Origin of the sequence: Mesorhizobium sp. (assembly GCF_004962245.1) — a bacterium.
Classification (GTDB): Bacteria; Pseudomonadota; Alphaproteobacteria; order Rhizobiales; family Rhizobiaceae; genus Mesorhizobium.
This window is the reverse complement of record NZ_SUHQ01000028.1, coordinates 39,693-65,647: the sequence shown is the minus strand read 5'-3', so window position 1 is coordinate 65,647 and position 25,955 is coordinate 39,693. Positions and strand designations below refer to the sequence as shown.

Here is a 25,955-nt window from a genome sequence, read left to right as displayed (position 1 = left end):
GCGTCCTCAATAGCCGATAAGGAATGGGTTGAACGATCCGCGGCGGTAGCCGCTCTCACGGACGAGCAGGTCCAGGCCGAGCGTCGCCACGTCGTCGGCAACCGGATCGAGGGCGGGATCCTTGTGCTGATGCAGGATTTTCACATAGCAGCCGCATGAATCGCAGGTCTCGGCCTTCACAGTGCCGGATCCCCCTTCGACTTCCAGATAGCCAATCCCCTTGGTCGAGCCGCACAGGGTGCATTTGATGCGCACATAGTTCCAGAGCGTCCCGCAGAGCGAGCATGCACAGAACCTTGCCCCGTGGGAGCCATGCCAACCGACGATCATCGAGGACACCGGCGGCCCGCCGCAGACAGGACATGCGCCGTCACCTACCGGGACCAGCGTGGCGGCGTCGAGGCAAGCGGCAAGACGCGCGAAATGAAGCTGCAGCGCCGCTGCGACATAAACATGCTCGGCCAATGCGTCAGCCGCGATTGCATCGGCGAGCACGTTGCGCACCATGGCATCGCGCTCCGGAGGCGCGGCCAGCTTCAGTCGGTCGAGCGCATCCGCCGCGGCCTGAGGCTTCTCGATGGCCGAAGCCGCCAGCATCAGGCGGTCGAGCGTCTCGAAGAGCGTCCCAGGGGCGAACCTGTCACGATCGAGCGGAGGCATCCCGAAAGCGTGCGCCCGTTCACGCACCTCCGTTTCCGGCAGATCCGGAGCGGACAGGCCGTCCTGTATGCCGTGCTGGACATCGGCGAGAGCAGCGAGGAAGCGGAGATAAGGACCGAGTTCATGGGTTTCGGCCAGTGCATTCAGCCTCTGGGCGCGGCGAGCGAACAGACGCGTCGGATCAGGCAGGCGGACGAAAGGCGGCGCCGAGACTTCACCGATGGCGGTGGGATCGATATCCGACGGAACGATCTGCCTTGGCATATTCACCTCACGAACCACACGGGCCACGTGGTTGGCTGATTAACCCCGCTCATTCGGCGGGCTTCGATCCCGATCTTCCGCCCGGTTTCGTAACAAGTTCCCGCAACCATTTGCGATGATGCCGCCAGGCCCAGCCACCCGTCACCGAACCGCGCGTCATGGCGGGAATCGTGCCTCGCACCCAGAACGCCGAATAGAAATGGATGATCCAGACGCCGATTATCGCAACGGCCGCGATGGCATGAATGAGGAGCGCTACCCGCTGTTGACCGATCGTCGTGTAGGCGGAGAAATACTGATCCCAGACGACCAGGCCACTCGATATCAGGATGACGATCAGGACTGACATTGCCCAGAACACGAATTTCTGGCCGGCATTATACTTGCCGACTTCCGGCGCATTCTCCTCGTGATTGGCCAGCACGTCGCGAAAGCGCGTGAGCCAGGCCCGGTCTTCGCGCTTCCATAGGTTCGCCTTCCAGAACCGGATGAAAAGCCCGAAGAAGCTGAAGAAGAGAAGGACGCCGATCCATGGATGTATGAAGCGGGTGAACTGGCCGCCACCGAACAGCCCGGACAGAAAGAACAGGCTCGGGTGAAACAGCGCGAGGCCGGACAGGGCAAGCAGGATCAGGCTCGCCGCCGTGATCCAGTGGTTGATCCGCGCGCCCACCGTGTACCGGTCCACCGTGACGGGCTTGCCCGGATGTACTTTACCAGGTTCGACATCATGCGCTGTCATGGCCGTCATTCCGCACTAGCCGTTCGGCATTCTCCTCATCCGTGTCCGAAACCCTGTTCGGCCCCATGACCAGATGGTGGAGCAGGCCGACACCGGCCGCGACCCCAAGCACGGTCAGGCCGGCATATTTGGTGATGCCCTTCCACGCTTCCACGAGAGGACTGATCCTCGGCTCCTTCGGCAGGCCGGAATAGAGCTCGGGCTGATCCGCATGGTGCAGCACGTACATCACGTGCGTTCCGCCGACACCTGGCGGATCGTAGAGGCCGGCATTCGCATAGCCGCGCGCCTTCAGGTCGGTAATGCGGCCCTCGGCATGCTGCTTCATCTCTTCCTTTGTGCCGAAGACGATCGCCTGGGTCGGGCAGGCCTTGGCGCAGGCAGGGCCTTGGCCGACGGCGACGCGGTCCGAGCAGAGCGTGCATTTGTAGGCCGTATGGTCGACGCGGGAAATGCGCGGGATGTTGAATGGACACCCCTTGATACAGTAGCCGCAGCCGATGCAGTTCTCATGGACGAAGTCGACAATGCCATTGGAATATTGAACGATAGCACCAGGCGCCGGACAGGCTTTGAGGCAGCCCGGATCTTCGCAGTGCATGCAGCCGTCCTTGCGGATCAGCCATTCGAGGTTGTTCGTCTCCGGGTTCTCCCATTCGCTGAAGCGCATGAGCGTGAACATGTCCGGCGTCAGGTCGGGCGGATTCTCATAGACGCCGGCATTGACGCCGACCGCCGGATGCGTGTCGTTCCACTCGATGCAGGCTGTCTGGCAGGCCTTGCAGCCGATGCATTTCGAGACGTCGATGAGCTTGGCCACCTCCGCCAGCCGCTCGGCCGGCGCAGATACCGTTGAGGCGGAACGGCGGACGAGGTCTTTGTCCGAGAAGCGGGGCGTCACGTCCGTTACCGAAGGATTGGCAATTGGAGGAAACATCTGCCGCCTCCCTATGCCACCGGCCCGGAAACGGGCTCGATATTGACCAGAAACGCCTTGTATTCGGGCGTCTCGATGTTGGCGTCGCCGACATAGGGCGTCAGCATGTTCGGGCCGAAGCCCTTCTTTGCCGCTCCGGTGAAGCCCCAGTGCAGCGGAATGCCGACGATGTGGACGGTCTTGCCGTCACAGGTCAGCGGCTTGATCCGCTTGGTGACCACCGCCTTCGCCGTGACCGAGCCGCGCTTGGACCAAACGCGTACCCAACCGCCTCTGGCGATACCCTTTTCGGCCGCCAGCTGTTCCGATATCTCCACGAAGAACTCCGGCTGCATCACGGCGTTGACGATGACGTGCTTGGTCCAGAAGTGGAAATGCTCGGTCAGTCGGTAGGAGGTCGCCGCATAGGGGAACTCCGCCGAGGCCGCCTCGGCGAACTGCTTGAAATCCCCTTCGAATACCCGCGCTGCCGGGTTGCCCCGGACGTTGGGCGCGACCGGATTGACGATGGGCGATTCGAACGGCTCGTAATGCGCCGGGAACGGTCCGTCCCGCATCATGCCCCGGGTGAAGAGGCGCGACACGCCTTCCGGATTCATGATGAAGGGGCCGACCTCGCCGGGCTTCGCTGTCGGCGCGATGTCGGGGACGTCATAACCCGACCATTTCGCACCGTCCCATTCGATCACCTTGCGGTCGGGGTCCCAGGCCTTCCCGTTCAGGTCGGCCGAAGCCCTATTGTAGAGGATGCGGCGATTGGCCGGCCACGAGAACGCCCATTTCAGGTAGGCGCCTGTCTCGTCGGGATCGTCAGTGTCCCGGCGGGCCATGTTGTTGCCTTTCTCGTTGAAGCAGCCGGAATAGATCCAGCAGCCGCAGGATGTGGAGCCGTCGTCGCGCAGCGCGGCGAAGCCCGGCAACAGTTTCCCGGCCTCGGCAAGCACCTTGGTCGGGTCGGTCGTGTCCGTCACCGTCGCGAGCGCCCGGCCATTGATCTCCTGGGCGATTTCCTCGGCCATCGGATCGCCCGGATCGGCATAGGGCCAATGGAGATTGACGATCGGATCGGGGAAGGCGCCGCCTTCCTTGCGATAGAGTTCCTTCAGGCGCAGATGTATCTGCGCCATGATCCAGGTGTCGCGCTTGGCCTCGCCCGGCGGTGTGCCGCCGGCCCAGTGCCACTGCAGCCAGCGCCCCGAATTGGTGAGCGAGCCGTCGTCTTCGGCAAAGCACGTCGACGGCAGTTCGATCACTTCTGTCTGGATCGCCGACGGATCGACGTCGTTGTGCGCGCCGTGGTTCTCCCAGAACCGCGCCGTCTCGGTAGCCAATGGATCCATGACGACCAGGAGCTTGAGCTTGGAGAGCGAGGCCGTGATCTTCTGCTTGTTGGGGAATGATTGCAGCGGGTTGAAGCCTTGGCAGAGATACAGGTTCATCTTGCCCTGGTGCATCATCTCGAAGGCGCGCAGCACGTCGTAACCGGGCACGTCGAGCTTCGGCAGGTAGTCATAGGCGAAGTCGTTTTCCGGCGTTGCCGCCGAGCCGTACATGGCCTTCTGGAAACTGACGAAGAACTTCCTATAGTTCTGCCAGTAGCTCATCTGGTTCGGCCTGAGCGGCTTGAAACCGCGCGTCGACATATAGGCGGTGAGGTCCGGTTCCTTCTCGTTGGGCAGCGTCAGATAGCCGGGGAGGAGGTTGGACATCAGTCCGACATCGGTCAGCCCCTGAATGTTGGAGTGGCCGCGCAGCGCGTTCATGCCGCCACCGCGAATGCCGATATTGCCCAAAATGAGCTGCAGCATCGCCATGGCGCGGATGTTCTGCGAGCCCTTCGAGTGCTGCGTCCAGCCGAGCGCGTACATCGAGGTCATCGCCTTGGTCGGCGACGAGCACTCCGCCACCATCTCGGCCACCTTCAGGAACGTGTCCTTCGGCGTGCCGCAGATGCGCTCGACCATTTCCGGCGTATAGACCGCGACATGGTTCTTCAGCAGGTTCCAGACGCAGCGAGGATTTGCCAGCGTATCATCGACGACGGCAAAACCGTCGTCACCGATCTCGTAGTCCCAGCTCGACTTGTCATAGTCGCGCTTCGCCTCGTCGTAGCCGGAAAACAGGCCATCCTGGTAAGTGAAACCCTCCTTGACGACATAGCCGGCGTTGGTGAACGCCTTCACATACTCCCACTGCACCTTGTCGTTTTCGATGCAATAGTTGATCAGCCCGAGCAGGAACGCGATGTCCGTGCCTTGACGGATTGGTGCATAGAGATCGGACACCGAGGCCGAGCGCGTAAAGCGCGGATCGACGACGATGAGCTTGGCGCCACGGTTGGCCTTCGCCTCGGTGACCCATTTGAAGCCGCAAGGGTGGGCCTCGGCGGCATTGCCGCCCATGATCACGACGAGATCGGTGTTCCTGATATCGGTCCAGGAATTCGTCATTGCTCCGCGGCCGAATGTTGGGGCGAGACTCGCCACCGTCGGGCCGTGTCAGACACGCGCCTGATTGTCGAACACCAGCATGCCCGTGCTGCGGACCACCTTGTAGGTCTCGAACGCGGTTTCATTGGTCGTCGCCGAGGCGGCGAGGAAGCCGGTGGTAATCCATCGGTTGACCGTCACGCCGTCATTGTTCGTCGCGACGAAGTTCTGGTCGCGATCGTCCTTCATCAGGCGGGCGATGCGGTCGAGCGCGTCTTCCCACGTTGTCGGCTCGAACTTGTCCGCTCCGGGCTTGCGGATCATCGGCTGTTGCAAGCGGGTCGGGGCCTTGACGAAGCCGAGCAGGGCCGAGCCCTTGGGGCACAAAGTGCCGCGATTGGTCGGATGGTCGGTATCGCCCTCGATATGGGTGATCTCGGCCTGTTCGCCCTTCCTGAGATCACCCTTTGAATAGAGGATAACACCGCACGCCACTGAGCAATATGGACAGGTGTTGCGTGTTTCGGTGGTGTTGGCGAGCTTGAAGGATCGTATCGCCGCAGCATGTGCCGCTTCTATATCGCCGAAGCCGAGAGCTCCAAGCGTAGTACCGGCGAGACCCGCGCCTGCCGTCTGCAGGAACGCGCGCCGTGACAGTTCGATGTTCATTTGAACGTCCTCCCGAAGCGGATGCTCCGAAGGGCATCCCGAACCAAGGGTACGAATGCATTTTGATCCAAAACAGGACAATGTCAAACAAAGCGAAGTGTGCGTTGCACCGGGGACGTCCGACTGCTCTGCATTTCATACCGAATTATAGTTGATGTATTTACTCATGTTTAGCATGAGGGCGTGCGATTGACGCTTGCCCGAAACTAATCTTACAGTGCTGCGTGGTGTTGGAAACGGCTCCCGCGTGCCGGGGCGCTTTTCGGACGACGGCCGACGGTGGCGCAAGCGCGCGCTCCGGTGCTGCGCATGTGTCCCGCTTTTCTCCTCTCGCCAACCGTCTTCGGACCGCTCTCACCGTTTCCGCGTCTGATCTCTCCGTTCCGTCCAATCGATGCTCGAACGATCGCCAGCGTGCGGCCAGAGCCAATTCCGCTCGGTATCTCGCTCGGTGCCAATCCAAGGAGGCTTGCCATGGCAATCGCCCTCTCGCCTGAAGTCGCCGACGCTCCTGTGCTTCGCCTGACCAGCCTTGCGCATGGCGGCGGCTGTGGCTGCAAGCTGGCGCCGTCCGTCCTTCAGCAGCTTCTCGCGGACCAGGTTGAGGCCAACCCCTTTCGCCAGCTTCTTGTCGGCACCGAGACCGGAGACGATGCCGCCGTCTGGCAGCTCGACGACGACACCTGTGTCATCGCCACCACCGATTTCTTCATGCCCATGGTGGACGATCCGTATGATTTCGGCCGGATCGCCGCGACCAACGCGATCTCCGATGTCTATGCGATGGGCGGCCGGCCGATCATGGCGCTGGCCATTCTCGGTATGCCGCTCGACAAGATGCCGACGCATATGGTCCGAGACATTCTGAAGGGCGGCCGGGCAGTTTGCGCCACGGCCGGAATCCCGGTCGCCGGCGGCCACTCGATCGACTCGCCGGAGCCGATCTACGGCCTTGCCGTGATCGGCACATGCCGGCCCGAAGACATCAGGCGCAATTCGGGTGCGAGGCCGGGAGACGCCTTGATCCTGACGAAGGCGCTCGGCGTCGGCATCTATTCCGCAGCCATCAAGAAGCAGGCGCTCTCGCCCGGCGGCTATGCCGAGATGATCGCCTCGACCACCCTGCTCAACCGGATCGGATCGGAGCTCGCGCAGGATGAGAGCGTCCATGCGATTACCGACGTGACCGGTTTCGGCCTGCTCGGACATGCTCTCGAGATGGCGCGCGGCTCAGGCTGCGCTCTCGTCATCCGTGATCGCGACGTTCCGCTCTTTTCCGAAGCCGCGCTGCTGGCGGAGCAAGGCTTCGTCACCGGCGCGTCCCGGCGCAATTGGGCAAGCTATGGCGATGCGGTGCTCCTGCCCGCCGATATGCCGGAATGGCGGCGCCATCTTCTCACCGATCCACAGACTTCGGGCGGACTGCTTGTCGCCTGCGCGCGCGACAAAGCGGCGGCCCTGGTCGAAAAGATTGTCGCGGACGGTTACGCATCGGCCCGCGTAATCGGCGGTGTCGGGCCCGGCGCGCCTACAATAACAGTCCAGGCATGAAGCCGTTAAAGCGCGTCGCATCTGAAGCGATCGATGCGACGCGTGGCGCGCCTTTCGATGGAATCCAATTTGACGCCGAAACGTGTAATGTGGCGTCCGCAAGGAGGAAGGCGTCGTGACGGATATGTCGGGCAGGAAGACACCGATCGCCACGGCACTGGCTGCGGTATCGCGCGGCACGGAGGTCACGGTCCGCTGCGAGAACACACCCAGTGGAATATGGCCGAGCGATCGCCAGAAGGGCATGGCGTCGACGTTGAAGATCGCCGCATTCGCTCAATGATGCGCTGGCACCTTGCTCATGGACGGCACCTCGATCTTGGCGCGAAATCGCTGCTGATGGGGATTTTGAACGTTACGCCGGACAGTTTTTCCGACGGGGGAGAATTCGACCGGCCGGAGCGGGCGCTCCAGCAGGCCCGGCGCATGATCGGCGAGGGCGCGGCGATCATCGATGTCGGCGGCGAGTCCACCCGGCCCGGCGCCGTCGCCGTTTCGGCGCGGGAGGAGCAATCGCGCATCCTCCCGGTCATCGAGGCGCTGTCGTCCGATGGCGGCAGCCTCGTTTCGGTCGACACCTACCGGGCCGAGACGGCGCGGCTGGCGGTCGCCGCGGGTGCGCATATCGTCAACGACGTGCATGGCCTGCAGCGTGAACCCGACATCGCGCATGTCGCGGCGGAAACCGGCGCCGGCCTCGTCATCATGCACACCGGGCGCGGCCGCGAAAAACTGGCGGATGTGATCGCCGACCAGTTCCTGTTCCTGAACAGATCGCTGGAGATCGCGCGCGACGCCGGCATCCCGGACGACCGGATCGTGCTGGACCCGGGCTTCGCTTTCGCCAAGGACGGAGAGGAAAACCTCGAGCTCATGGCTCGCTTCGATGAGCTGCGCGCTCTCGGTTTTCCATTGCTCGTCGGCACCTCACGCAAGCGTCTTGCCCGTCACCTGGTCGGCGAAGGTGACGAGGGGCGGGACGTCGGCACGGCGGCAACCAGCGTCATCCTGCGGTTGAAGGGCGCTTCGATCTTTCGCGTGCACAATGTCGCGGTCAATCGCGATGCACTGGCTTTCGCCGACGCGGTGCGCGAGCGCGAGACCATGGAATAGAAGAGCGCGTCAGGCGGGCTCGGTCACGACGCCGATCCGCCGGTAGACGAATTGTTCGTCCTTCGAGGGATCTGCTGCAGCACGCTGGGCTTCGTCGATCAGCATCGCCATGCGCGCATGGATCGGCGATTTCTCGCAAGCCGGGTCCGTCGCGGCGGCATCGCCGGCGATCGCCATCGCCTGGCAGCGGCAGCCGCCCCAGTCGATTTCACGCCGTTCGCAGCTGCGGCAGGGCTGCTGCATCCAGTCCGTGCCGCGAAAGGCATTGAATGCCGGTGAATCTATCCAGATCTCGGCCAGGCTGCGTGGTCCAAAACGCTCGAAGCTGAGCGACGGGATGGTCTGTGCGGCATGGCATGGCAGCACGGTGCCGTCCGGCGTCACCATGAAGGCGTCGCGCGCCCAGCCGCCCATGCACGGCTTGGGATAGATGGCGAAATAATCCGGCGGGACGAAATCGATGTTCATGATGCCGGTCAGCCGTTCGCGCGCCGCCGCGACGATCTCCGCCTGCCGGTCGACCGCGGCACGCTCGGGCATCAGTTGATCGCGATTGGTCAGCGCCCAGCCGGCATACTGCACGTTGGCAATCTCGAGCCGCTCCGCGCCCAGCGAAAGGGCGAGATCGATGAATTCCGGCACTTCCTCGATGTTGTGGCGATGAATCGGCGCGTTGATGGTCAGCGGCAGGCCGGCCGCGCGCGCGCGGCGTGCCGTCTCCAGCTTCTTTTCGTGGCCGCCTTTGTGGTTGCCGATGCGGTCGGTGGTCGCCGGCCGTGCGCCTTGAAAGCTCAGTTGCAGATGGTCGAGCCCGGCTTCGGCAAACGCCTCGATGCGACCTTCGGCAATGCCGACGCCGGCGGTGATCAAATTGGTGTAGACGCCGCGCGCCGAAAGCCCGGCGATCAATTGCTCGAGGTCGCGGCGCAGCGTCGGCTCACCGCCGGACAGATGCACCTGGAGAATGCCGAGATCGGCGGCCTGCGAGAACAGGTCGAGCCAGGTCTGCGTATCGAGTTCGCGATTGGCTTTCAGCAATTCGAGCGGATTGGAGCAATAAGGGCATTGCAGCGGGCAGCGATGCGTCAGTTCCGCCAGCATGCCGATCGGAGGGAGAAGGGGCTCGCTCATAGCTTGACCAAAAGCTTGTCCGACCATTCCTGCAGAAAGGCAATGACGTCGGCCGCCACGGCCTCCTGTTCAGCGTCATACTCCACGGCAAGGCCGGCAATGATGTGGCCGACCGTGGATCGTCCATCGCAGCGGCGCAATATGTCGAGACTGATGTCGTTCGGCCAGAACACCTTTTCCGGCGAAAGCACGGCGAATGCCTGCCGCACGGGGTCGTACTGCAGGCGCACGTGCTTCGGCAGGGACGGCACCGACCGCGGCGACACCAGGGATCTTTCGCGCAGCGCCATCATCGGGCTGCCTCTGGATGAAAGGCGCCCGGCGGGATGTTTCCCGGCTCACCATAGGCGTGTTGGAGCGCATCGAGCATGGCCCACAGTATATCGCATTTGAACACCAATGCATCGATTGCCTGCTGCTGGCGTTCCGCCGTGTCGGCATGGCTAAGCACGTAGGCGAGGGCGAAGTCGGCGTCGCGCGAGGCCTGCTCGGGTCGTCGCTTGAAATAAGCCAGCGTATCCTCGGTGATGTAATCATATTTGGCCAGCATCGCCGGCACCCGCTCGCCGATGATGACCGGCGAGAACATCTCGGTCAGCGACGACGCGACCGCCTCGAACAGCGTCCGGTTCGTGCAGAAGGAGAGATAAGCGCCGACCGCGAAACGCGTCGCCGGCAGCGCCAGCCTTTCGCTCTTCACCGCATCGGCATCGAGACCGAGCGAGGTCGCCAGATGCAGCCAGCGCGCGATACCGCCGCTCCAGCCGTCCTCGCCGTCATGGTCCTCGATGCGTTTGCGCCAGGCGGCGCGAAACGCCGGGTCCTCGGCACGTGCGAGGATCATGGCGTCCTTGCGCGGGATGACAGCCTGGTAGCAATAACGGTTCAGCGCCCAAGCCTGCATCTCGACCCTCGACAGCGCACCGCTGGTCATCCTGTGATGGAAAGGATGACGGTTGTGATAGCGCTCGGCTCCGACCTGCCGCAGCACGGCTTCGAGCTCGCTGGAGGACAGGCCGTTTCTGGCCGCGTCGTGAAAATCGCTCAAAATTCCATCTCCATTCCATCGCGGGCGACTTCCCAGCCAGCCGCTTTGACCGCTGCGTGTTCGGCAGAATTCTCGTCGAGAACAGGATTGGTGTTGTTGATGTGGACGAAGACACGGCGGCCGATCTTCACATCGGCCAGGCCGGCGATCGAACCCGCGTCTCCCGACATCGCCAGATGGCCCATGCGCGCACCGGTTTTCTGGCCAACACCGGCAGTAACCATCTCGTCGTCGGTGTAGACCGTGCCGTCGAACAGGAGGCAGGCGGCATCGGCCAGACGTGTGCGCAGGGCTGCATCGATGCGCGCGCAGCCCGGGATATAGAAGACGGAGCCGCGACTGCCGGCGCCGGCGATGCGGACGCCGATCGTGTCGCCGGAATCGGAGCTGAAATTGGCATCCGGATGGCCTCTTTCCTCGAGATAGAGCGCTATCTTCCCGGGCACGGGAAAGCTCTCGACAGCCACGCCGGTGTCATGGCCGTCCGCATCGCAGATCGCCAGCTCCTTGGTTGGCGGCAAGGTGCGTCGCGGCACGAGCGCCGGATCGAGAACATTGAAAATCGAATTCGCCTCCAGCGTCGCCAGAACCTGTGTCGTTGCATAGATGGCGAAAGGCTGCCGCTCACGCAGGCTGAGCAGGCCGGCGACATGATCGACATCGGCATTGGTCAGCACCACCGCGCGGATAGGCGTCGAACGCAGCGGCGCATCGTGTGCGGGCTGCAATTCAGGCGTTTGCGCAATCTGCTGGCGCATATCGGGCGAGGCGTTGAAGAGAACCCAGCCGACCCCATCCGCCGATGCGGCAATGCTTGACTGGGTTCGCGAATGCACGCCAGCCATTCCGGTGCGAGCCGCGCGGCTCAGGCGATAATTGCAGTTCCATTGCGGAAAGCCGCCGCCTGCCGCCGAGCCGATGATCTTCAAGCGCATTGCAACACCCGCCCTGCGGCTTGTTCAACCGGCAGGAAATTTTCGACCGTGAATGGCTTCGCGCCCGTATCGGACGCGTCAAAGCCTTTCACCAAGAAGACCTCGCGCGGCAAGGGAGTGCGTGCCCCCGTTGCCAGGGACACGCACCTCTGCGGGCTACTTCTTGGGAGGAATTTCAGCAGGCAGATACCGCGAAATTTCGAAGCCCGCAGCAACCTGGCACATGGTCGGTTTTGTCCAGCTCTTCTTCATGGCATTTCTCCTCTTCTACCAGCCCGAAGGGGCCGATCTTTTTTCAGTCAACCATTGCTGGGCACCATTGCAATGGCTCGTCCATCAAGTCTCAAATGGACAAATGAAACGATAGGTTCTGAAAAGTCCAAAAATAAGACGACCGAAATAACAATGCTCATGCTCAATTGCTGATCACGTAAGGCTTCTTCTCCTCCAGCGGAAGGTTTGCACGTTCCCATCCATCGGCGCCGGGCGGATACCAGATCACCGAACTGTAGCCCCATTCGACGGCCCGTTTCGCGGCATTCCAGGACATCCAGCAATTCGTCATGCAGTAGAACACGATCGCGCGCGACTTGTCGGCACCGGCTTCGGCCGCGAGGCCCTGGCGAAAATAGCTGGCGGTCTCCTCGGAGATAGCGCCGTAACCGACATTGGCCAGCCAGATGCTGCCTGGAATGTCCTTTCTGGTCGTCTCTCTCCAGATCGTTCCTGCCGGCAGATTGGCCGGCTTCGGCGTGTTCGGCATGACGTCGAAGAACACGGCCTTCTTCTCCCGCCACAGCGCCTCCGCTTCCGCCGTCGTCACCACCCTGGCGCCTTGCAGCGTCTGCGGCACCGGCGCCCGGTATTCGTCCATCCGGTAGCCGCCGGGTTCGGCAATATCGCCAGCCCACATCGGTTCGGTCAGACCCAGAAGGCTCGCCGCGACCAGCAAAATCGTCTCCTTTCCCTTCATACCGGTTTCGTCATTGCGTGATCGGATTGTCGTGTTCGTCGATCAGCGGCACATTGTAGTCGAGCAGGATCCTGTTGATCTCCGCCTGGTTTTCCCTGATCACCCGATTGAGCGTCCGCTTCCATTCCTGGTCGGATGGACGCACGCCCATCGTGATGCGGTAGGACATGCGCGAACCGGTCTTCTCCTTCACCAGCGGAACGATCGTGAGATCGGCGCCGAGTTCCTTGGCATAATAGCCCGCCATCGGCCCCCACATGATCGCCGCGTCGATCTTGCCGGCGAGCATGTCCTTGATCATGACCTCCCCCATGGAAGGGGTGAAGCGCGTATCCACCGCCAGCGGATAGATTTTTGCCGTTCGCAAGAGCTTGTTGGCGGCCATGTTGGCCGTCGGCGGCGTGCTTTCGACGACACCGATCCTCTTGCCGATGAGTTTCGGATCCTCGATCGTCTCGACGCCTTCCATGCCCTTGCCCTTCGGGTGCACCAGCACGTAGGAGGAGCGGTAGTAGGCGTTGGTGTTCTGCACCAGTTCATCGCCCTGGGCATAGCCCATGACGATGTCGCATCGGTTGGCCGCCAGCGTGTTGCGCACGAAGCCGGCGACAATGGGAAACCATGTGTAGGCGACGGACTTCCGACCGGTTTTCGCGGCAACCAGTTCGGCCAGCTTGTTTTCGAAGCCTTCGCCGCTCTTGTCGGTGAAGGGCATGTTCGAAGGATCGGCGCAGACGCGCAGAATGTCGGGGTCGACCAACTCTCCCGCGGCGCCAAGGCCGGCGCCTTGCGCCTGGGCGTTCGACGGCAACAAGGCGAGCGCGCCGAGGATCGGCAGGACAACGCGCAGCTTCGATGCATCGCGGCTGATCATGTCATCCACCCATACAGGATGCCTCGGCATCCTTCGCTGCCTGTGGCTTGTCTGCTTTCTTTGGCGGCCTGCCGCGGGGCGCCGTACCGTCGGCGCGGGCACGCAGATAGACGTAGAGATCGTCCATGTAGCAATAGACGTTCTTGTTGTCGCCAAAGGCGGGCATGACGTTCTCCTTGCCGCCACCGACATTCTTGCGGCCTTCGGCGACGATCGAAAGGAACGTGGGGTAATCCATGGTTTTCAGGCTGTTGACCAGGCCCGGCGCATAGGTCGAACCTGTGCCGTCCTGTCCGTGACAGACGTGGCAATCGGAGTGATAGCGGCGGTAACCGCTGAACGTATACCAATCCACGGTGCCGTTTTCGATCTTGTAGGTCGGATTTCCGTCCGCGTCGAAATACTTGCCGTTTTCTTCAGTCACCGCCTTGGCTTTTTCCGCGCTGTCCTCGGCTTGCGCGAGACTTGAGCTTGCCAGAGGCAGCAGGGCCAGGACGAGAGCGGAGATTACGATGCGAACAGACATTCAAACTCTTTCTTCATTTGCCACGAACACGGGTTTTGCTGTCATGAAGCGGCATGGATCGATGTTTTGGGTGCGTGGCGAAATCGAGAGCCCGGTCCTGGCTTCCCGGTGATCCGGGCTCTCGTTTTTCAAGCCTTGGTCTTTTACAAGACCCGCGGCGTGCCTAAGGTTCCCGTATCAGTCCGGAAGACCGAAGACGGTGAGCTGGCCGCCCAGCGTCGTGTAGTCGGCAAGTGCGGCGTAGCCACCGACCGCACCCAGACCAGCAGTCCCGACGACCGCGGCCTCGTCGCCTTGCGCACGGCCCTGATCGACGGCGCCATGCCAGGCAGCGGCGTTATCGGGCGAAAGCAGTCCGCCTGCCAGACCGATACCGGCCCAGCCGCCGACGCCGGACAGAACGGCGATATACTGCTTGCCGCCATGCTCGTAGGCCGTGATGTTGCCGATGATGCCGGACGGAGTCTTGAACTTGTAGAGTTCGTTGCCGTCATGATCGACCGCCTTGATGTAGCCTTCGAGCGTGCCATAGAAGACGACGTCGCCGTCGGTTGCCAGAGCGCCCGACCACACCGAGAACTGCTCGGGCTTGGACCAGACGATCTCGCCCTTGGCAGCATCCCAGGCAATGAAGTTGCCCATGTTGCCGTCGCCTCCGGGGGGAGGATACATCGACACGGTTGCGCCCACGTAGGGCTGGCCGGCGGTGTAGCTCACCTTGTAGGGCTCATAGTCCATGCAGACATGGTTTGTCGGCACATAGAACAGGCCGGTCTTCGGCGAATAGGCCGCCGGCTGCTGGTCCTTGGTTCCAAGCGCCGCCGGGCAGATGCCCGTCGTGTTGGTGTCTTCGCCATTCTGCTGGGTCGAATATTTGGCCACGACCTGCGGGCGACCATACTGGTCGCTGTTGGGGTCCATGTTGACTTCCGTCGCCCAGTTCACTGCCGGATCGTATTTCTTGGCGACGAGAAGTTCGCCAGTGGCGCGATCCATGGTGTAGGCAAAGCCATTGCGGTCGAAATGCACCAGCACGTCGTGCTTGGCACCGTTGACCTCCATGCCGTCGACGAGAATCATCTCGTTGATGCCGTCAAAATCCCACTCGTCATGCGGGGTCATCTGGTAGAGCCATTTGGCAACACCAGTATCCGCATCGCGAGCCATGATCGTCATCGACCAGCGATTGTCGCCGGGGCGCTGGACCGGGTTCCATGTCGAGGGGTTGCCGGTGCCATAGTAAACCAGGTTCAGCTTGGGATCATAGGAATACCATCCCCACGTCGTGCCGCCGCCTGTCTTCCACTGTTCGCCTTCCCAGGTGTTCGTGCCGGAATCCTTTCCGACAGGCTTGCCGAGATGGGTGGTCTTTTCGGGATCGATCAGGGTGTCTGCGTCCGGACCTTCCGAATAGGCTTTCCAGGCGAGCTTGCCGTCTGACAGATTGTAGGCGGCCAACCAGCCGCGAACGCCGAATTCAGCGCCGGAGACGCCGACGAGCACCTTGTCCTTGACGACTACGGGCGCCGACGTGCCGGATTCGCCCTTTCCGCCGTCGGTCTGATCGCCGTTCTTGACCGACCAGACGACCTTGCCGGTCTTGGCGTCAAGCGCGACGACGGTGGTGTCGGCCTGGTTGAGAATGATCTTGCCGTCACCATAGGCGACGCCACGGTTGACCGTGTCGCAGCACATGATCGCAATGACATTCGGGTCTTGCTTGGGTTCGTATTTCCAGAGGATCTTTCCATCATTGTTGAGATCGAGAGCGTAGACTGTGTTCGGGAACGGCGCGTGGACATACATCACATCGCCGATGATCAGCGGCCCGCCTTCATGGCCGCGCAGCACGCCGGTGGAGAAGGTCCACTTGACCTGCAGGTTCTTCACGTTGTCCTTGGTGATCTGGTTAAGCTTGGAAAAGCGGGTGTTGGCGTAGTCACCCGTCTGCATCACCCAGTCCTTGGGGTTTTCGGCCATTTTCATCAGCTCTTCATTGGCCGATGCCATGTGGACCGCGCCGAACGACATGAGCGCCGCGGTCGTTAGTAGGTAGGCAGTTTTCGCAAATACACGCATCAAAGTCCTCCCAGGGTTCACAATGACGAATCGTCCGTTGAGCCCACGAGGGCTTGCCCAAGCGATTCATGTGGGGGAAGTATTTCCGGCAGCGTGTCACGACCTAAGCCAGATGAGCAGAGGGCACCGTTACTGCCCACCCCACTTGGCCTACGAAAGACAGTCGCCGCTCCCTAATGACGGTGACGCCCTTGAAGCCGGAAACAGGATGAAGCTATGTCATCCCCAGGCGGAAGGCAAGAAAAATCACTTCCGACTATGTTGCACTGCAATATAGAGAAATAGATATGAAAAAACTCATACGGAAAGCTATTGATTGACTGTGGTCTATGATGGATTTATATAAATTGTCCAATTTTGCGTATTTTTTGGGCAGAATGTATTGGTTTATATTTGGGAATATTCATTGGGTCGTATGACATCAAGTATGCGCGCGTCGCTCCGGGTGCCGATAGTGAGAGAGGCATGAAATGAAGGTCAAACACCAGGATTCGGAGCGGATGATCGTGCTGTTGGGGAGGCCTTTTGCCGGCCGGTACGGCCCTGCTCCTTTGGTACTATATGGCCAGCGTGAGAACTTGACGGGCGTGGTGGCACGAGGCCAACTGGTGCGGTGATCCTGTCTCGATCCATCGGGTTCGATCTATCGCGTCCAGGCCAATCGGAGGGTTCCCCATGATTAGATATGTCGGCTTTTCGACCTTGCCGCTGTTGCTCACATCGGCCCTGGCCTTCGCAAATCCGGCGGGCGCCGCCGGAGACTACCCGACAGCCACGGTCGTCGACTATGTGCTCGGCTGCATGCAGACGAACGGCCACACACGCCAGGCGCTGGAGAGCTGTTCCTGCTCGATCGACGTCATCGCCTCGATCCTTCCCTTCGACCATTATGAAAAGGCCGAAACCTTCAAGAGCATGTCCCTGACGACAGGGGAGCGCTCGGGACTGTTTCGTGAAAGCGCGCCGGCGAGAGCCGCCAGCACGGAACTGAAGCGCGCGCAGGCGGAAGCCGACGTGCGCTGCTTTTAGGGTCCTGGTAAGGCGGGCGACGGGACAACCGCTGCATGCGGTTTTGAGGCTTCAGAGCCCGGTAGCCTCCAGTGGCCATTGATCGCGAAATACCTTGCCATCCGTATCGATCGCTTCGACCTGGATTTCGCCATTGCCGTGCGCCTTGAAGTCGAACCGGAAATTGGGGTCTTCCGAAATCGATATTCCGCCTTCCATCGAGAGGATCGGCCGGTCTGCCTGCGAGATCGACAGTTTCTGAACAAAATGCGCGGGGATGAAATACTGGGTCAGCGGATTCCGCTGCAGGCCCGAATTGTTCGGGTGCCGGATCATCAACTGCAATTCCTGTGCCTTTGTCATCGTCTCTTGAGGCGGGAATTGGCGCAGCTTCATCTGCCCCATCGTCGCCATCGCCTCGTCCTGGTTCTTGACCGCCGGGGCGGAGCATCCGCCTGACGCCTTGACGAAGGTCTGGGCCATGTGAAGCTCGCCGCCCTGCGTCTCTGCAATGGCACGCAAATAGGAATAGTCGTTGACGCGCACGCGCGTCGACAGATGCGTCACGCCGGCGTCCTTGCCGATCTGGAACGCCGCCGCCACCGGTGCCGGATTGACGTCGATGATCAAGGTGACGGATTTGACGCCGTCGGGCGCCTTGTCGAGGTCGATATAGATGTCGACGGGGACGATGGCGGCATCCTGCGCCCGCTTCGGCGCCTCGATCCTGACGACGCCGGTATCGACCAGAATTGCCCGGTCGCCGAACACGTCGCCTTTCAAATCCTGCCAGATACTGTCCGAAGATGCGGTTGCTTGCTGCGCGTCGGCGGCCCCGGAGGAGCCAAGGAACGTGCCGACGGCCAGGATGATCGCGGCGAAGATGGCTGCGAGCGGCAAGGTGGGCTGCCGGCTCCGGTAAGCGTGGTCTTGCATTTCGATGCCTCCACCAATGTCAGAGAGGTGGTGCCCAGGCTGTTGTCAAGGATATGCCTTTGACGATGCGTTGGCAAATAACGCCTGCCGGTGCGATCTATTCCCATTCGAGTTCGGCAAAAGCGGCCGTTGCATTGCGCTCATTGTAGTCGTCGAACAGACGCCAATTGCCCCGTTCGCTGCGGCCAGCGGTCTTGACCGCCTCGCTGAGCGGCCTCCCGTCGGCGATCGCCTTGCGAATATCATGCGCCAGAACCTCGAAATAGCGCCGCTCCGCCGTCAGCGCCTGCGGCCAGTCGGCCGGCACGGGACCATGACCCGGCACGACGCGCGCGGCGCCGATCGCGGCGAGCGCATCCATCTGGCGGAGCCAGCCGAGCAGCGATCCGTCGAGCGTCGGCAAGGACCCCACGAAAACAAGATCGCCGGCAAACAGCGTGCCGGTCGCGCCGTCGAAGACGGTCAGGTCGTTGTCGGTGTGAGCCGCCTTCCACGCCCGCAATTCGAGCACGCGCCCGCCGAGGTCGAGTTGCAGGCGATCATCGACCAGCCTGGTCGGCGGTATGATCTCGATCCCTTTCATGAGCGCTTCGCCGATCTGTTCGCGAAAGCTCTGCAGGTAGAACGCGCCGCGCGCCTCGAGCGCGCGCGGCAGATTGTGATGGCCGACGATGGTCGCGCCGATCTCCCGGAATGCCGCGTTGCCGAAGATGTGGTCGGGGTGCATGTGGGTGTTGATCAGGTAGCGAACCGGCTTGGCGCTTACTTTGCCGATCGCGGCGATGAAGGCGTTCGCCTCGATCAGGCTGCCGCCGCTGTCGATGACGGCAACGGCGTCGGTCCCGACGACGACGCCCAGGTTCGAGATCGCGCCCTGGTTGGCGGCGCTCATCAATTCATCCACGCCCCGGAAAGCGAAGACGCCGTCGGCGACTTTCTCGACCTTGAATTCAAGGCTGCCGGCAGCGGCGAGAGCGGCCCGCCCGAGACAGCAAGGCAGCACCGCGGCGCTGACCGCGGTGCAGGCGAAGCCGTTCACAAGCTTGCGTCGTACCCTGTCGATCGGCATGGCTAATCCCTCGATATGCACTGCTGGGGGCGATCAGGCGACGCCCGGAAATTTCTGGTGGAACGACCGCAAAAGGTCGCTCATCACCTGTGGATTGCGATAGTGCCGTGGCAGCCTTACGTCGAACATGCCGAGCACATGGGCTGGCCGCTGCGACAGCACGATGATGCGATCCGACAGCATCAGTGCCTCACGCAGATTGTGCGTCACCATCAGGGCGGTCGTGGGCCGCGCCGACCACACGGTCAAAAGCAGGTGCCGAAGCCGCTCGGCGGTCCGTTCGTCGAGTGAGGCAAACGGCTCGTCCAGCAAAAGCACCGCCGGTTCGGTGGCGAAGGCCCTGGCAAGTGCCGCCCTGCGCGCAAGGCCGAGCGAAAGCTCCGCCGGATAGAGCGAGCGCATGCCGGCGAGGCCGAGCGTGTCGAACAGTCCGTCGAGGTTCTTCGTTCTCAGACCTTTCGGCAGCGCCAGCCTGACATTCTGCTCGACCGTTCGCCACGGCAGCAAGGTCGGTTCCTGGAACACGGCGGCGATCCGGTTGGAGCCGCCTTCAGGCAGTTGGAAGGAGCCGGAAAAGTCCTTGTCCAGTCCAAGCAGGATGCGCAGCGTCGTGGTCTTGCCGCAGCCCGATGGCCCGAGCAGGCAGGCGAATTCGCCTTGCCGGACCTCGAATGAAAGGTCCTGGAGCGCCGTGACCGAGACGCCTTGCGCGGACCTGAATATCTTTTCGGCGATGTCGACCCTAAGCGGGACGGCGGCGCCAACGGGTTGCATGTCGTTCAACGGGCTGCACCAGAAGGAGTTCGATGACAAGCATCACCGCCACGAAAGCCAGCGTGTAGGCAAGAATGGCGGCGACGTCGAAGAGCTGGAAATAGAGATAGATCTGGAAGCCGACACCATTGGAGCGGCCGAGCAGTTCGACCACCAGCACGATCTTCCAGATGAGGGCGATGCCGGACCGCGAGGCGGCGGCAAGATAGGGCTGCAGTTGCGGCAGCAGGACATGGCGGATGCGGTCGAGGGGACCGAAGCGGTAGACGGCGGCCATTTCGGCGTAACCCGGGTCAAGCGCTCTGGCGCCTTCGCGCATGGTCACCACGACATTCGGGATCTTGTTCACGGCAACCGCGCCGATCGCCGCCGCCTCGTTGAGGCCGAACCAGATGTAGGCGAGCACGATGACCACCAGCGCGGGGATGTTGAGGAACAGGATCACCCAGGGGCTGAAGAAACGGTCCGCGCGGCGGTAGCTGCCGAGGAGAACGCCGATGACCGAGCCGAAGACCATCGCGATGACGTATGCCGCGGCAACCCGGCCGAGTGTCGCGCCGAGATGGCAGAAAAGGTCGCCGTTCGCCGCCTCCGCGAGCAGCACCTGCCAGACCTGCCCCGGCCCGGGAAAGGCACGGCTCGGCCAGGCATTTGCCGCAAGGCCCCACAGCAGGCAAAGCCCGAGCAGAGAGACCGCGATCGTCAGCACGGGTGCCGCCGCCGTCGCAAGGCCGGATTGGCTGGATATGCCGGCGGCAACGCCAGGCGTGCGATCACCGGTGTCAGGTGCGGTCATTTCGGAAGTTCCTGCCAGAACGTGCCGGGCGCCATCTCGGGTGCGCTGCCGACCAGCTTTTCGCCGCCGATCTCGGCCAGCACGCGGTAGAGCCTGCCCGCGTCGGCCGCATCCTCGGCGATGGGCCGCCTGGGAATGCCCTCGCGATAGCGGTCACGCAGTTTGGCTAATTCCTTGCCTTGCGCGCGGACGATCGGCGCAAGGCGCAGCCACTCATCGTCGGATCTGGCCAGCAAGTCCTTGGCCTGCGCGGAAGCCTTGATGAAGCCCCGGACGGCGTCCGGATTCTCGTTCGCCCATTCGTCATGGAAGACGTAGCCGAGCGCCGACACGGCGCCCGATGCCCCGAGCGCTTTCGCCGCATCGTCCGCGCCGATCAGCCGACGAAAGCCGTTGGCCTCGAGCCGCGCGCAAAAATGCCAGAAATTGAGCACCGCATCGAGTTCGCCTTGCTTCGCCTTTTCCGAAATCAGCGGCGGCGCGCCAAAGACGATATCGCCGGTTGCCGGGAGGTCGAGGCCGTGATCGCGCCGGGCCAGCGCCTGGATCAGCAGCCAGCTCTTGTCGAGTGGCCCGCCGGCGACGCCGATCTTTTTCCCCTTGAGATCGGCGATGCTCCGGATCGGCGATTCCTCCTTGACCATGATCGCCCCGACGGCGGTCGAATAGGGGACCAGTGTAAGGTCGACGCCTTCCGAGCGCTGGCGCGAAACCCACAGCCAGTCGGTCACGATCATGTCGATCGCCCCGGCCAGCATCGCGACGTTGGTTGCGTCCTCGCCGGCGAAATCGACGACCTCCAGATCGATGCCGTTGGCCGCGTCGAACTTGTGTTGTTTCATGGTGTCAAGCACCCAGCTCACGGTGCCGAACTTCAGCACGCCAATGCGAACCCTAGCGGTGGCGGAGGAGGGGGCCGTGGCGAAGGCGGGCCTTGAGACGAGAGCCGCGGCTGTTCCGAGAGCTGCCAGACGGAGCGTTCCTCGACGCGAAATCATCATGATGTCTCCTCCCGGGGCCGTACTGAGCCAGGGGCGCCGATCAGATCGCACGGTCCTTGTTCGGGAAAGCGCATTTCCAGCGCTTGACCTTGAGGCCCGGGTGTTCCTGCGACCATTTCGCGATTTCGCTGGGCGCCAGCATCATACATTGGAACAGAGAGCCACGGCTCTCGAAATAGAGATGTTGGTCTCGGCAGTTGCCCGGATTGGCAATCAGGCAAACCGTCAATATGAGGTCGACCATATCCATTCAGCACCTCTTGCGCGTTTAAAGACGCCGCTTCGGCGAGATCCGGCCCGATCCGCGAGCCTGGACAAAATCACCACTTGCCGGAGTCCCGAGGTGCCCATGGAAAACCGGAATGGTTTGAGGCTACGCGTTCACCCGATGGCCGTCAACAAAAGGCGAATGGATCAGCTGGTACTGCCGGAACCGTTGATTCGCAGCCCTGTGAGGGACGGCGCCGAAACCTGAAAACAAAAAACCCGCCTCGGCGGGCGGGTATTGGCGCAAGTCAGCACCGTGCTTGAATTACTAGCATAACTGAGAGCACAAAGCAAGAACAAACTGGCACGGATCGCGGGCTGGCAACCAAGGCAATCGCCTCAGGTTTGCGCTGCCCCTTGTCCGCCTGCGTGCCAGCGTTGGTGGTTGGCGAAAGCCGACGCGGCATCCGGCCTCCCCCCTTGCGGGGGAGATCGGCAACTTCGCCTACGGCGCCACGATCGGCAATTGGTCTGAAGCGATTGCCTTGAACTTGGGTAGCGGTTGACATCCCTCATCTGCCGGGTAGCCTCCAGGATGCAGGTGCCGCAACTTCACAAGGGAGAAGCGGATTTCGCTCTGCCGTAAACGACGTATGCCGATGATCAAAACAACGGCATGCGCAAATCGTCCAGGGCACCCTGACGATCAATGAGGAAATGCCATGCGTGCAATCGCGTTTTTCGCCGTCGTGTCCGTTGCGACGTTCATCACGAACCAATCCCAGGCACAGGATGCCGCCGCGGGTGAGAAGGTCTTCACCAAATGCAAGGTCTGTCACGTCGTGGACAAGGACCAGAACAAGGTCGGCCCGTCGTTGAGCGGCGTCATCGGCCGGACGGCCGGCACGCATCCGGGGTTCAAATATTCCAAAGCCATGACCGAGGCGGGTGAATCCGGCGTCAAATGGGACGACGCTACGCTGACGACCTACCTTAAAGATCCCAAGGCCATGATCAAAGGGACGAAGATGGCGTTTGCCGGCCTCAAGAAAGACGAGGATCTCGCCAACGTCATCGCCTACCTGAAGCAATTCTCCAAATAATGGGGTTACTTTCTGCGGAAGAACCGGGTTCTTCGGTGGAAGTAACCCGACTTCGCCGGCCGCTCGAAACGTTCGGCTGGCGCCCGCCTCATGCATGTCGCCCAAAAGTGTGCAGCGGTTTTGGGACAACGACATGCATGAAACAAAGGTTCAAGACGCCGCCGGTCAGGCGGCGTCCTGCAGCCTCCGCATCGCGGAAGGCAGATCGAGGAGGCTGCCGCAAACGAGGTCGGCGCCAAGCTCTTCAACGGGAATTTGGGTGTAACCGCCCCGCAGCAGGATGACGGGCATGCCGGCGGCGCGCGCGGCGGCCACGTCGGCGCTGCTGTCACCGACCATCAGCGTGTCACGCGGTTCGACCCAAAGCTGATCGAGCGCCAGCAGCAGAGCGTCGGGCGCCGGTTTCATGTATGTCACCGCGTCTCCGCCGACGATCGCGCCGAGATATTCCGTCAGCCCAAAATGCAGCAGGATTTCGCGAGCCGCCAACTGCGGCTTGTTGGTCACAACACCCATGGCTATGCCGCTCAGGTGGAAGTGCGTGAGAACCTCCCTGACGCCAGGCATCAGCCTCGTCAGGCCGTTCAGATGTCTGCGATAGATCGGCGCCATGACGCGGTTGGCCTCATCGAGCGCATTGCCGAGAAGCGGCGATCCGGAAGCCGCGAAGGCCCGTTCGACCAGCTTCCTGATGCCGCCGCCGATCATCGCCTTGACCTGATCCAGGCGCAGCGGCGGCAAATCGTGGCCGGCCAGCAATTCGTTGACCGCGGCCGTTATATCAGGCGCCGAATCGACCAGCGTGCCGTCGAGATCGAACAGGATCGCCTTTGGCGATCGAAACGGCCTGCCCGCGCCCACGTTCATGCGGCATCCTTCCATTTGATCGAACAGCCGATCGAGGCGATCTGGTCGAGCGGTCCGTCGCCGGTTCGGGCAATTTGCTTCATCGCCTCGAACAGGTCGCGCCTCAGCCCAGGCGGTCCGGCGTCTCGTCGCGACGCGTCCAGCCGGCCACGATATTGCAGCGTCAACTCGCTGTTGAGCCCGAAGAAATCCGGCGTGCAAACGGCTCCATAGGCACGCGCCACCGTCTGGTGCTCGTCGTGGAGGTAGGGGAAAGTGAAGTCGTTCGCCCTGGCGAAGAGCTTCATGTTGTCGAAGGAATCATCCGGATAGGCGTCGGCATCGTTGGCGTTGATCGCGACAAAGCCGATGCCTTGCGCCTTGAGGTCGTTGGCATCGCGCACGATGCGTGAAATCACCGCCTTCACATAGGGGCAGTGGTTGCAGATAAAGGCCACCACCAGCCCGTTCGGGCCGGCGTGGCTGAAGATCGAATGGGATTTGCCGTCGACGCCGGGCAAGACGGCATCGACGGCTTGCCAGCCGAAATCGCAGACAGGTGGGATTGCCGCCATATTTGCCCTCCGATGAAAGGTTTACGCGGCTTTCCGGATCGCTCCGTCGGCCGCCTGCCTGATGGCGCCTATATTGGCGCGATAGGCGGCCTCGGTGTCACCCTTGAAGATGGCCGAGCCGGCGACCAGCACATTGGCGCCGGCCGCGGTGACCAGCGGCGCGGTCTCGGGCGTGACGCCGCCGTCGATCTCGATATCGATCGGACGGTTGCCGATCATTGCCTTGACCCGCCTGACCTTGTCGATGACTGCTGAAATGAAAGCCTGGCCGCCGAAGCCTGGATTGACCGTCATCAGAAGCACCAGATCGAGCCGGTCGAGCACATATTCGATGACGCTTTCCGGCGTCGACGGGTTCAGCGACACGCCGGCCTTCTTGCCGAGATTCCTGATCGCCTGCAGCGAACGGTCGAGATGCGGCCCGGCTTCGGCATGCACCGTGATGATGTCGCAGCCGGCATCGGCGAAAGCGGCGAGATAGGGGTCGGCCGGCGCGATCATCAGGTGGCAGTCGAAGACCTTGTCCGTTCGATCGCGGATCGCCTTGATCACCGGCGGGCCGAAGGTGATGTTGGGCACGAAATGGCCATCCATCACGTCGAGATGGATCCAGTCGGCGCCCGCGCGGACGACAGTTTCGACCTCATCGCCGAGCCGCGAGAAATCCGCAGAAAGCACCGAGGGCGCGATGATTGTCTTAGTACCCATGGTCGTCGGCTCCCATTCTGTCTTCTGTCTCCGGTCGCTGCACACCAACCGGCGTCATCTTGTCAGCGCGCCTTTGTCTCCGGTTCGCCTTCGAGCTTACCTTCCGCGAACACACGGCTGCCGCGAATATCGGATTCCTCAATGGTGATAAGGTCGGTTTTCGTCAACGCCCTGCCGCGCGACGCGAAAAGCCGGTTGGCCTGGCGAAGCCGCGCCCGGTCGAGCCCATTGCGGACCGAGCGAGCGTTGGAGAAATGCGGCAGCCGCATGCGAATCGGGAGATACTCTTCGAGCGCCTTGGCCGCCGCCTCGCTGAGACGGTAATTCTGTTCTGCCAGCATGATCTCGGCGATCGATTTGAGCTCGCTGACGCCGTAGTCGGGAAAATCGAGATGGTGGGCGATGCGCGAGCGCATGCCCGGATTGCTGTCGAAGAAGCGGTCCATCTTGTTCTTGTAGCCGGCAAGAATCACAACCAGATCGTCACGGTTGTTTTCCATGCATTGCAGCAGGATTTCGATCGATTCCTGGCCGTAGTCGCGTTCGTTCTCGGGCTTGTAGAGATAGTAGGCCTCGTCGATGAAAAGCACCCCGCCCATGGCGCGCTTGATCACTTCGCGGGTTTTGGGCGCGGTGTGACCCACATACTGGCCGACGAGATCGTCTCGCGTCACCGCGACCATGTGGCCTTCGCGGACATAGCCGAGACGATGCAGGATTTCGGCCATCCTCAGCGCCACGGTGGTCTTTCCGGTACCGGGATTTCCCGTAAAGTTCATGTGCAGCGTCGGCGCGCCCGAGGTTAGCCCGAACTTGCGGCGAAGCCGGTCGACCAGAAGGAGTGCCGCGATCTCGCGGATGCGGGTCTTGATGGGCTTCAGGCCAACGAGTTCGCGGTCGAGCTTGTCCATCACCTCGTCAATGTTAGACGCCTCGAACTCGGCCTGCAGATCAACCGATTCGTCCTGCGCGGCAGCGCCCTTTGCTATCGCGTCCAGCAT

28 protein-coding genes are annotated in these 25,955 nt (G+C 62.1%); 5 read left to right on the top strand and 23 right to left on the bottom strand.

The window, feature by feature from the left end:
- Positions 1-6: 6 nt before the first annotated feature.
- From fdhE to fdnG, 4 genes are read right to left on the bottom strand one after another with little or no spacing between them, the layout of a single operon-like run.
- Entirely contained in the window at positions 7-924 is a 918-nt protein-coding gene (gene fdhE / locus E5X88_RS25740) for a formate dehydrogenase accessory protein FdhE (RefSeq protein ID WP_292166239.1), read from the bottom strand.
- A 49-nt stretch (positions 925-973) separates the two neighbouring features.
- Positions 974-1,666, bottom strand: a complete 693-nt coding sequence (locus E5X88_RS25735) for a formate dehydrogenase subunit gamma (protein ID WP_292166238.1) — start codon at positions 1,664-1,666, stop codon at positions 974-976.
- On the bottom strand, positions 1,653-2,603 hold the full coding sequence (fdxH, locus tag E5X88_RS25730) for a formate dehydrogenase subunit beta (RefSeq protein WP_292166237.1): 951 nt from the start codon (positions 2,601-2,603) through the stop codon (positions 1,653-1,655). The genes E5X88_RS25735 and fdxH overlap by 14 nt, the downstream gene beginning before the upstream one ends.
- 11 nt (positions 2,604-2,614) lie before the next feature.
- On the bottom strand, positions 2,615-5,701 hold the full coding sequence (gene fdnG, locus E5X88_RS25725; RefSeq protein ID WP_292166236.1) for a formate dehydrogenase-N subunit alpha: 3,087 nt from the start codon (positions 5,699-5,701) through the stop codon (positions 2,615-2,617).
- A 474-nt stretch (positions 5,702-6,175) separates the two neighbouring features.
- Here fdnG and selD point away from each other — a divergent pair, with 474 nt between their 5' ends.
- From selD to folP, 3 genes are all read left to right on the top strand, one after another.
- A complete protein-coding gene (selD, locus tag E5X88_RS25720; RefSeq protein WP_292166234.1) occupies positions 6,176-7,252 on the top strand; it encodes a selenide, water dikinase SelD in 1,077 nt (358 codons plus the stop codon).
- A 115-nt stretch (positions 7,253-7,367) separates the two neighbouring features.
- Entirely contained in the window at positions 7,368-7,535 is a 168-nt protein-coding gene (locus E5X88_RS25715; protein WP_292166233.1) for a hypothetical protein, read from the top strand.
- On the top strand, positions 7,532-8,365 hold the full coding sequence (gene folP / locus E5X88_RS25710; RefSeq protein WP_292166232.1) for a dihydropteroate synthase: 834 nt from the start codon (positions 7,532-7,534) through the stop codon (positions 8,363-8,365). Before E5X88_RS25715 ends, folP begins: the two co-directional genes overlap by 4 nt.
- A 9-nt stretch (positions 8,366-8,374) precedes the next feature.
- Here the strand turns inward: folP and pqqE are convergent, their stop codons facing one another.
- The 9 genes from pqqE to E5X88_RS25665 form a co-directional block, all read right to left on the bottom strand.
- The gene (gene pqqE / locus E5X88_RS25705) at positions 8,375-9,496 is read right to left on the bottom strand and encodes a pyrroloquinoline quinone biosynthesis protein PqqE (RefSeq protein ID WP_292166231.1); all 1,122 of its coding nucleotides are present in this window, start codon (positions 9,494-9,496) and stop codon (positions 8,375-8,377) included.
- Positions 9,493-9,789, bottom strand: a complete 297-nt coding sequence (pqqD, locus tag E5X88_RS25700) for a pyrroloquinoline quinone biosynthesis peptide chaperone PqqD (protein WP_292166230.1) — start codon at positions 9,787-9,789, stop codon at positions 9,493-9,495. The genes pqqE and pqqD overlap by 4 nt, the downstream gene beginning before the upstream one ends.
- Positions 9,786-10,544 (bottom strand): pyrroloquinoline-quinone synthase PqqC, encoded by a 759-nt coding sequence (gene pqqC / locus E5X88_RS25695; protein WP_292166229.1) that lies wholly within the window; start codon positions 10,542-10,544, stop codon positions 9,786-9,788. Before pqqC ends, pqqD begins: the two co-directional genes overlap by 4 nt.
- On the bottom strand, positions 10,541-11,479 hold the full coding sequence (pqqB, locus tag E5X88_RS25690; RefSeq protein ID WP_292166228.1) for a pyrroloquinoline quinone biosynthesis protein PqqB: 939 nt from the start codon (positions 11,477-11,479) through the stop codon (positions 10,541-10,543). The genes pqqC and pqqB overlap by 4 nt, the downstream gene beginning before the upstream one ends.
- A gap of 156 nt (positions 11,480-11,635) precedes the next feature.
- The gene (locus E5X88_RS25685; RefSeq protein ID WP_101954564.1) at positions 11,636-11,731 is read right to left on the bottom strand and encodes a pyrroloquinoline quinone precursor peptide PqqA; all 96 of its coding nucleotides are present in this window, start codon (positions 11,729-11,731) and stop codon (positions 11,636-11,638) included.
- A gap of 163 nt (positions 11,732-11,894) precedes the next feature.
- A complete protein-coding gene (locus E5X88_RS25680; protein WP_292166224.1) occupies positions 11,895-12,452 on the bottom strand; it encodes a PQQ-dependent catabolism-associated CXXCW motif protein in 558 nt (185 codons plus the stop codon).
- Between the two features lie 10 nt (positions 12,453-12,462).
- Positions 12,463-13,326: a substrate-binding domain-containing protein gene (locus E5X88_RS25675; protein WP_292166223.1), complete on the bottom strand. Its 864-nt coding sequence runs from the start codon at positions 13,324-13,326 to the stop codon at positions 12,463-12,465.
- A 1-nt stretch (position 13,327) separates the two neighbouring features.
- Complete coding sequence (locus E5X88_RS25670; protein WP_292166222.1) at positions 13,328-13,852, bottom strand: c-type cytochrome, methanol metabolism-related; 525 nt, start codon at positions 13,850-13,852, stop codon at positions 13,328-13,330.
- A 177-nt stretch (positions 13,853-14,029) separates the two neighbouring features.
- Complete coding sequence (locus E5X88_RS25665; protein ID WP_292166221.1) at positions 14,030-15,931, bottom strand: methanol/ethanol family PQQ-dependent dehydrogenase; 1,902 nt, start codon at positions 15,929-15,931, stop codon at positions 14,030-14,032.
- A 675-nt stretch (positions 15,932-16,606) separates the two neighbouring features.
- Between E5X88_RS25665 and E5X88_RS25660 the strand changes: the two genes are divergently transcribed.
- Positions 16,607-16,960: a hypothetical protein gene (locus E5X88_RS25660; protein ID WP_292166219.1), complete on the top strand. Its 354-nt coding sequence runs from the start codon at positions 16,607-16,609 to the stop codon at positions 16,958-16,960.
- Positions 16,961-17,011: 51 nt separating this feature from the next.
- Here the strand turns inward: E5X88_RS25660 and E5X88_RS25655 are convergent, their stop codons facing one another.
- The 6 genes from E5X88_RS25655 to E5X88_RS25630 form a co-directional block, all read right to left on the bottom strand.
- The gene (locus E5X88_RS25655) at positions 17,012-17,875 is read right to left on the bottom strand and encodes a quinoprotein dehydrogenase-associated SoxYZ-like carrier (RefSeq protein WP_292166217.1); all 864 of its coding nucleotides are present in this window, start codon (positions 17,873-17,875) and stop codon (positions 17,012-17,014) included.
- Between the two features lie 97 nt (positions 17,876-17,972).
- Positions 17,973-18,944: a quinoprotein relay system zinc metallohydrolase 2 gene (locus E5X88_RS25650; protein ID WP_292166215.1), complete on the bottom strand. Its 972-nt coding sequence runs from the start codon at positions 18,942-18,944 to the stop codon at positions 17,973-17,975.
- A 33-nt stretch (positions 18,945-18,977) separates the two neighbouring features.
- Positions 18,978-19,718: an ATP-binding cassette domain-containing protein gene (locus E5X88_RS25645; protein WP_292166308.1), complete on the bottom strand. Its 741-nt coding sequence runs from the start codon at positions 19,716-19,718 to the stop codon at positions 18,978-18,980.
- On the bottom strand, positions 19,687-20,514 hold the full coding sequence (locus E5X88_RS25640) for an ABC transporter permease (RefSeq protein ID WP_292166212.1): 828 nt from the start codon (positions 20,512-20,514) through the stop codon (positions 19,687-19,689). The genes E5X88_RS25645 and E5X88_RS25640 overlap by 32 nt, the downstream gene beginning before the upstream one ends.
- Positions 20,511-21,515: an ABC transporter substrate-binding protein gene (locus E5X88_RS25635; protein ID WP_292166210.1), complete on the bottom strand. Its 1,005-nt coding sequence runs from the start codon at positions 21,513-21,515 to the stop codon at positions 20,511-20,513. The genes E5X88_RS25640 and E5X88_RS25635 overlap by 4 nt, the downstream gene beginning before the upstream one ends.
- Before the next feature lie 40 nt (positions 21,516-21,555).
- Positions 21,556-21,765 carry a hypothetical protein gene (locus tag E5X88_RS25630; RefSeq protein WP_292166207.1) on the bottom strand — a complete coding sequence of 70 codons (210 nt, stop codon included), beginning with the start codon at positions 21,763-21,765 and terminating at the stop codon, positions 21,556-21,558.
- 679 nt (positions 21,766-22,444) lie between these two features.
- Between E5X88_RS25630 and E5X88_RS25625 the strand changes: the two genes are divergently transcribed.
- Positions 22,445-22,825: a cytochrome c family protein gene (locus tag E5X88_RS25625; RefSeq protein WP_292166206.1), complete on the top strand. Its 381-nt coding sequence runs from the start codon at positions 22,445-22,447 to the stop codon at positions 22,823-22,825.
- A gap of 165 nt (positions 22,826-22,990) precedes the next feature.
- On the opposite strand, the gene gph is transcribed toward E5X88_RS25625, so the two are convergent.
- From gph to cbbX, 4 genes are all read right to left on the bottom strand, one after another.
- The gene (gene gph, locus E5X88_RS25620) at positions 22,991-23,692 is read right to left on the bottom strand and encodes a phosphoglycolate phosphatase (RefSeq protein ID WP_292166205.1); all 702 of its coding nucleotides are present in this window, start codon (positions 23,690-23,692) and stop codon (positions 22,991-22,993) included.
- Complete coding sequence (locus E5X88_RS25615) at positions 23,689-24,246, bottom strand: thioredoxin family protein (RefSeq protein ID WP_292166203.1); 558 nt, start codon at positions 24,244-24,246, stop codon at positions 23,689-23,691. Before E5X88_RS25615 ends, gph begins: the two co-directional genes overlap by 4 nt.
- Before the next feature lie 21 nt (positions 24,247-24,267).
- Positions 24,268-24,954: a ribulose-phosphate 3-epimerase gene (gene rpe / locus E5X88_RS25610; RefSeq protein ID WP_292166201.1), complete on the bottom strand. Its 687-nt coding sequence runs from the start codon at positions 24,952-24,954 to the stop codon at positions 24,268-24,270.
- A gap of 62 nt (positions 24,955-25,016) precedes the next feature.
- The gene (gene cbbX / locus E5X88_RS25605; RefSeq protein ID WP_292166199.1) at positions 25,017-25,955 is read right to left on the bottom strand and encodes a CbbX protein; all 939 of its coding nucleotides are present in this window, start codon (positions 25,953-25,955) and stop codon (positions 25,017-25,019) included.

Coding starts and splice junctions, on each gene's coding strand:
- fdhE (WP_292166239.1), bottom strand. CDS start 924: ATGCCAAGGCAGATCGTTCCGTCGGATATCGATCCCACCGCCATCGGT.
- E5X88_RS25735 (WP_292166238.1), bottom strand. CDS start 1,666: ATGACAGCGCATGATGTCGAACCTGGTAAAGTACATCCGGGCAAGCCC.
- fdxH (WP_292166237.1), bottom strand. CDS start 2,603: ATGTTTCCTCCAATTGCCAATCCTTCGGTAACGGACGTGACGCCCCGC.
- selD (WP_292166234.1), top strand. CDS start 6,176: ATGGCAATCGCCCTCTCGCCTGAAGTCGCCGACGCTCCTGTGCTTCGC.
- folP (WP_292166232.1), top strand. CDS start 7,532: ATGATGCGCTGGCACCTTGCTCATGGACGGCACCTCGATCTTGGCGCG.
- pqqE (WP_292166231.1), bottom strand. CDS start 9,496: ATGAGCGAGCCCCTTCTCCCTCCGATCGGCATGCTGGCGGAACTGACG.
- pqqD (WP_292166230.1), bottom strand. CDS start 9,789: ATGATGGCGCTGCGCGAAAGATCCCTGGTGTCGCCGCGGTCGGTGCCG.
- pqqB (WP_292166228.1), bottom strand. CDS start 11,479: ATGCGCTTGAAGATCATCGGCTCGGCGGCAGGCGGCGGCTTTCCGCAA.
- E5X88_RS25685 (WP_101954564.1), bottom strand. CDS start 11,731: ATGAAGAAGAGCTGGACAAAACCGACCATGTGCCAGGTTGCTGCGGGC.
- E5X88_RS25680 (WP_292166224.1), bottom strand. CDS start 12,452: ATGAAGGGAAAGGAGACGATTTTGCTGGTCGCGGCGAGCCTTCTGGGT.
- E5X88_RS25675 (WP_292166223.1), bottom strand. CDS start 13,326: ATGATCAGCCGCGATGCATCGAAGCTGCGCGTTGTCCTGCCGATCCTC.
- E5X88_RS25670 (WP_292166222.1), bottom strand. CDS start 13,852: ATGTCTGTTCGCATCGTAATCTCCGCTCTCGTCCTGGCCCTGCTGCCT.
- E5X88_RS25665 (WP_292166221.1), bottom strand. CDS start 15,931: ATGCGTGTATTTGCGAAAACTGCCTACCTACTAACGACCGCGGCGCTC.
- E5X88_RS25660 (WP_292166219.1), top strand. CDS start 16,607: ATGATTAGATATGTCGGCTTTTCGACCTTGCCGCTGTTGCTCACATCG.
- E5X88_RS25655 (WP_292166217.1), bottom strand. CDS start 17,875: ATGCAAGACCACGCTTACCGGAGCCGGCAGCCCACCTTGCCGCTCGCA.
- E5X88_RS25650 (WP_292166215.1), bottom strand. CDS start 18,944: ATGCCGATCGACAGGGTACGACGCAAGCTTGTGAACGGCTTCGCCTGC.
- E5X88_RS25645 (WP_292166308.1), bottom strand. CDS start 19,718: ATGCAACCCGTTGGCGCCGCCGTCCCGCTTAGGGTCGACATCGCCGAA.
- E5X88_RS25640 (WP_292166212.1), bottom strand. CDS start 20,514: ATGACCGCACCTGACACCGGTGATCGCACGCCTGGCGTTGCCGCCGGC.
- E5X88_RS25635 (WP_292166210.1), bottom strand. CDS start 21,515: ATGATGATTTCGCGTCGAGGAACGCTCCGTCTGGCAGCTCTCGGAACA.
- E5X88_RS25630 (WP_292166207.1), bottom strand. CDS start 21,765: ATGGATATGGTCGACCTCATATTGACGGTTTGCCTGATTGCCAATCCG.
- E5X88_RS25625 (WP_292166206.1), top strand. CDS start 22,445: ATGCGTGCAATCGCGTTTTTCGCCGTCGTGTCCGTTGCGACGTTCATC.
- gph (WP_292166205.1), bottom strand. CDS start 23,692: ATGAACGTGGGCGCGGGCAGGCCGTTTCGATCGCCAAAGGCGATCCTG.
- E5X88_RS25615 (WP_292166203.1), bottom strand. CDS start 24,246: ATGGCGGCAATCCCACCTGTCTGCGATTTCGGCTGGCAAGCCGTCGAT.
- rpe (WP_292166201.1), bottom strand. CDS start 24,954: ATGGGTACTAAGACAATCATCGCGCCCTCGGTGCTTTCTGCGGATTTC.
- cbbX (WP_292166199.1), bottom strand. CDS start 25,955: ATGCTGGACGCGATAGCAAAGGGCGCTGCCGCGCAGGACGAATCGGTT.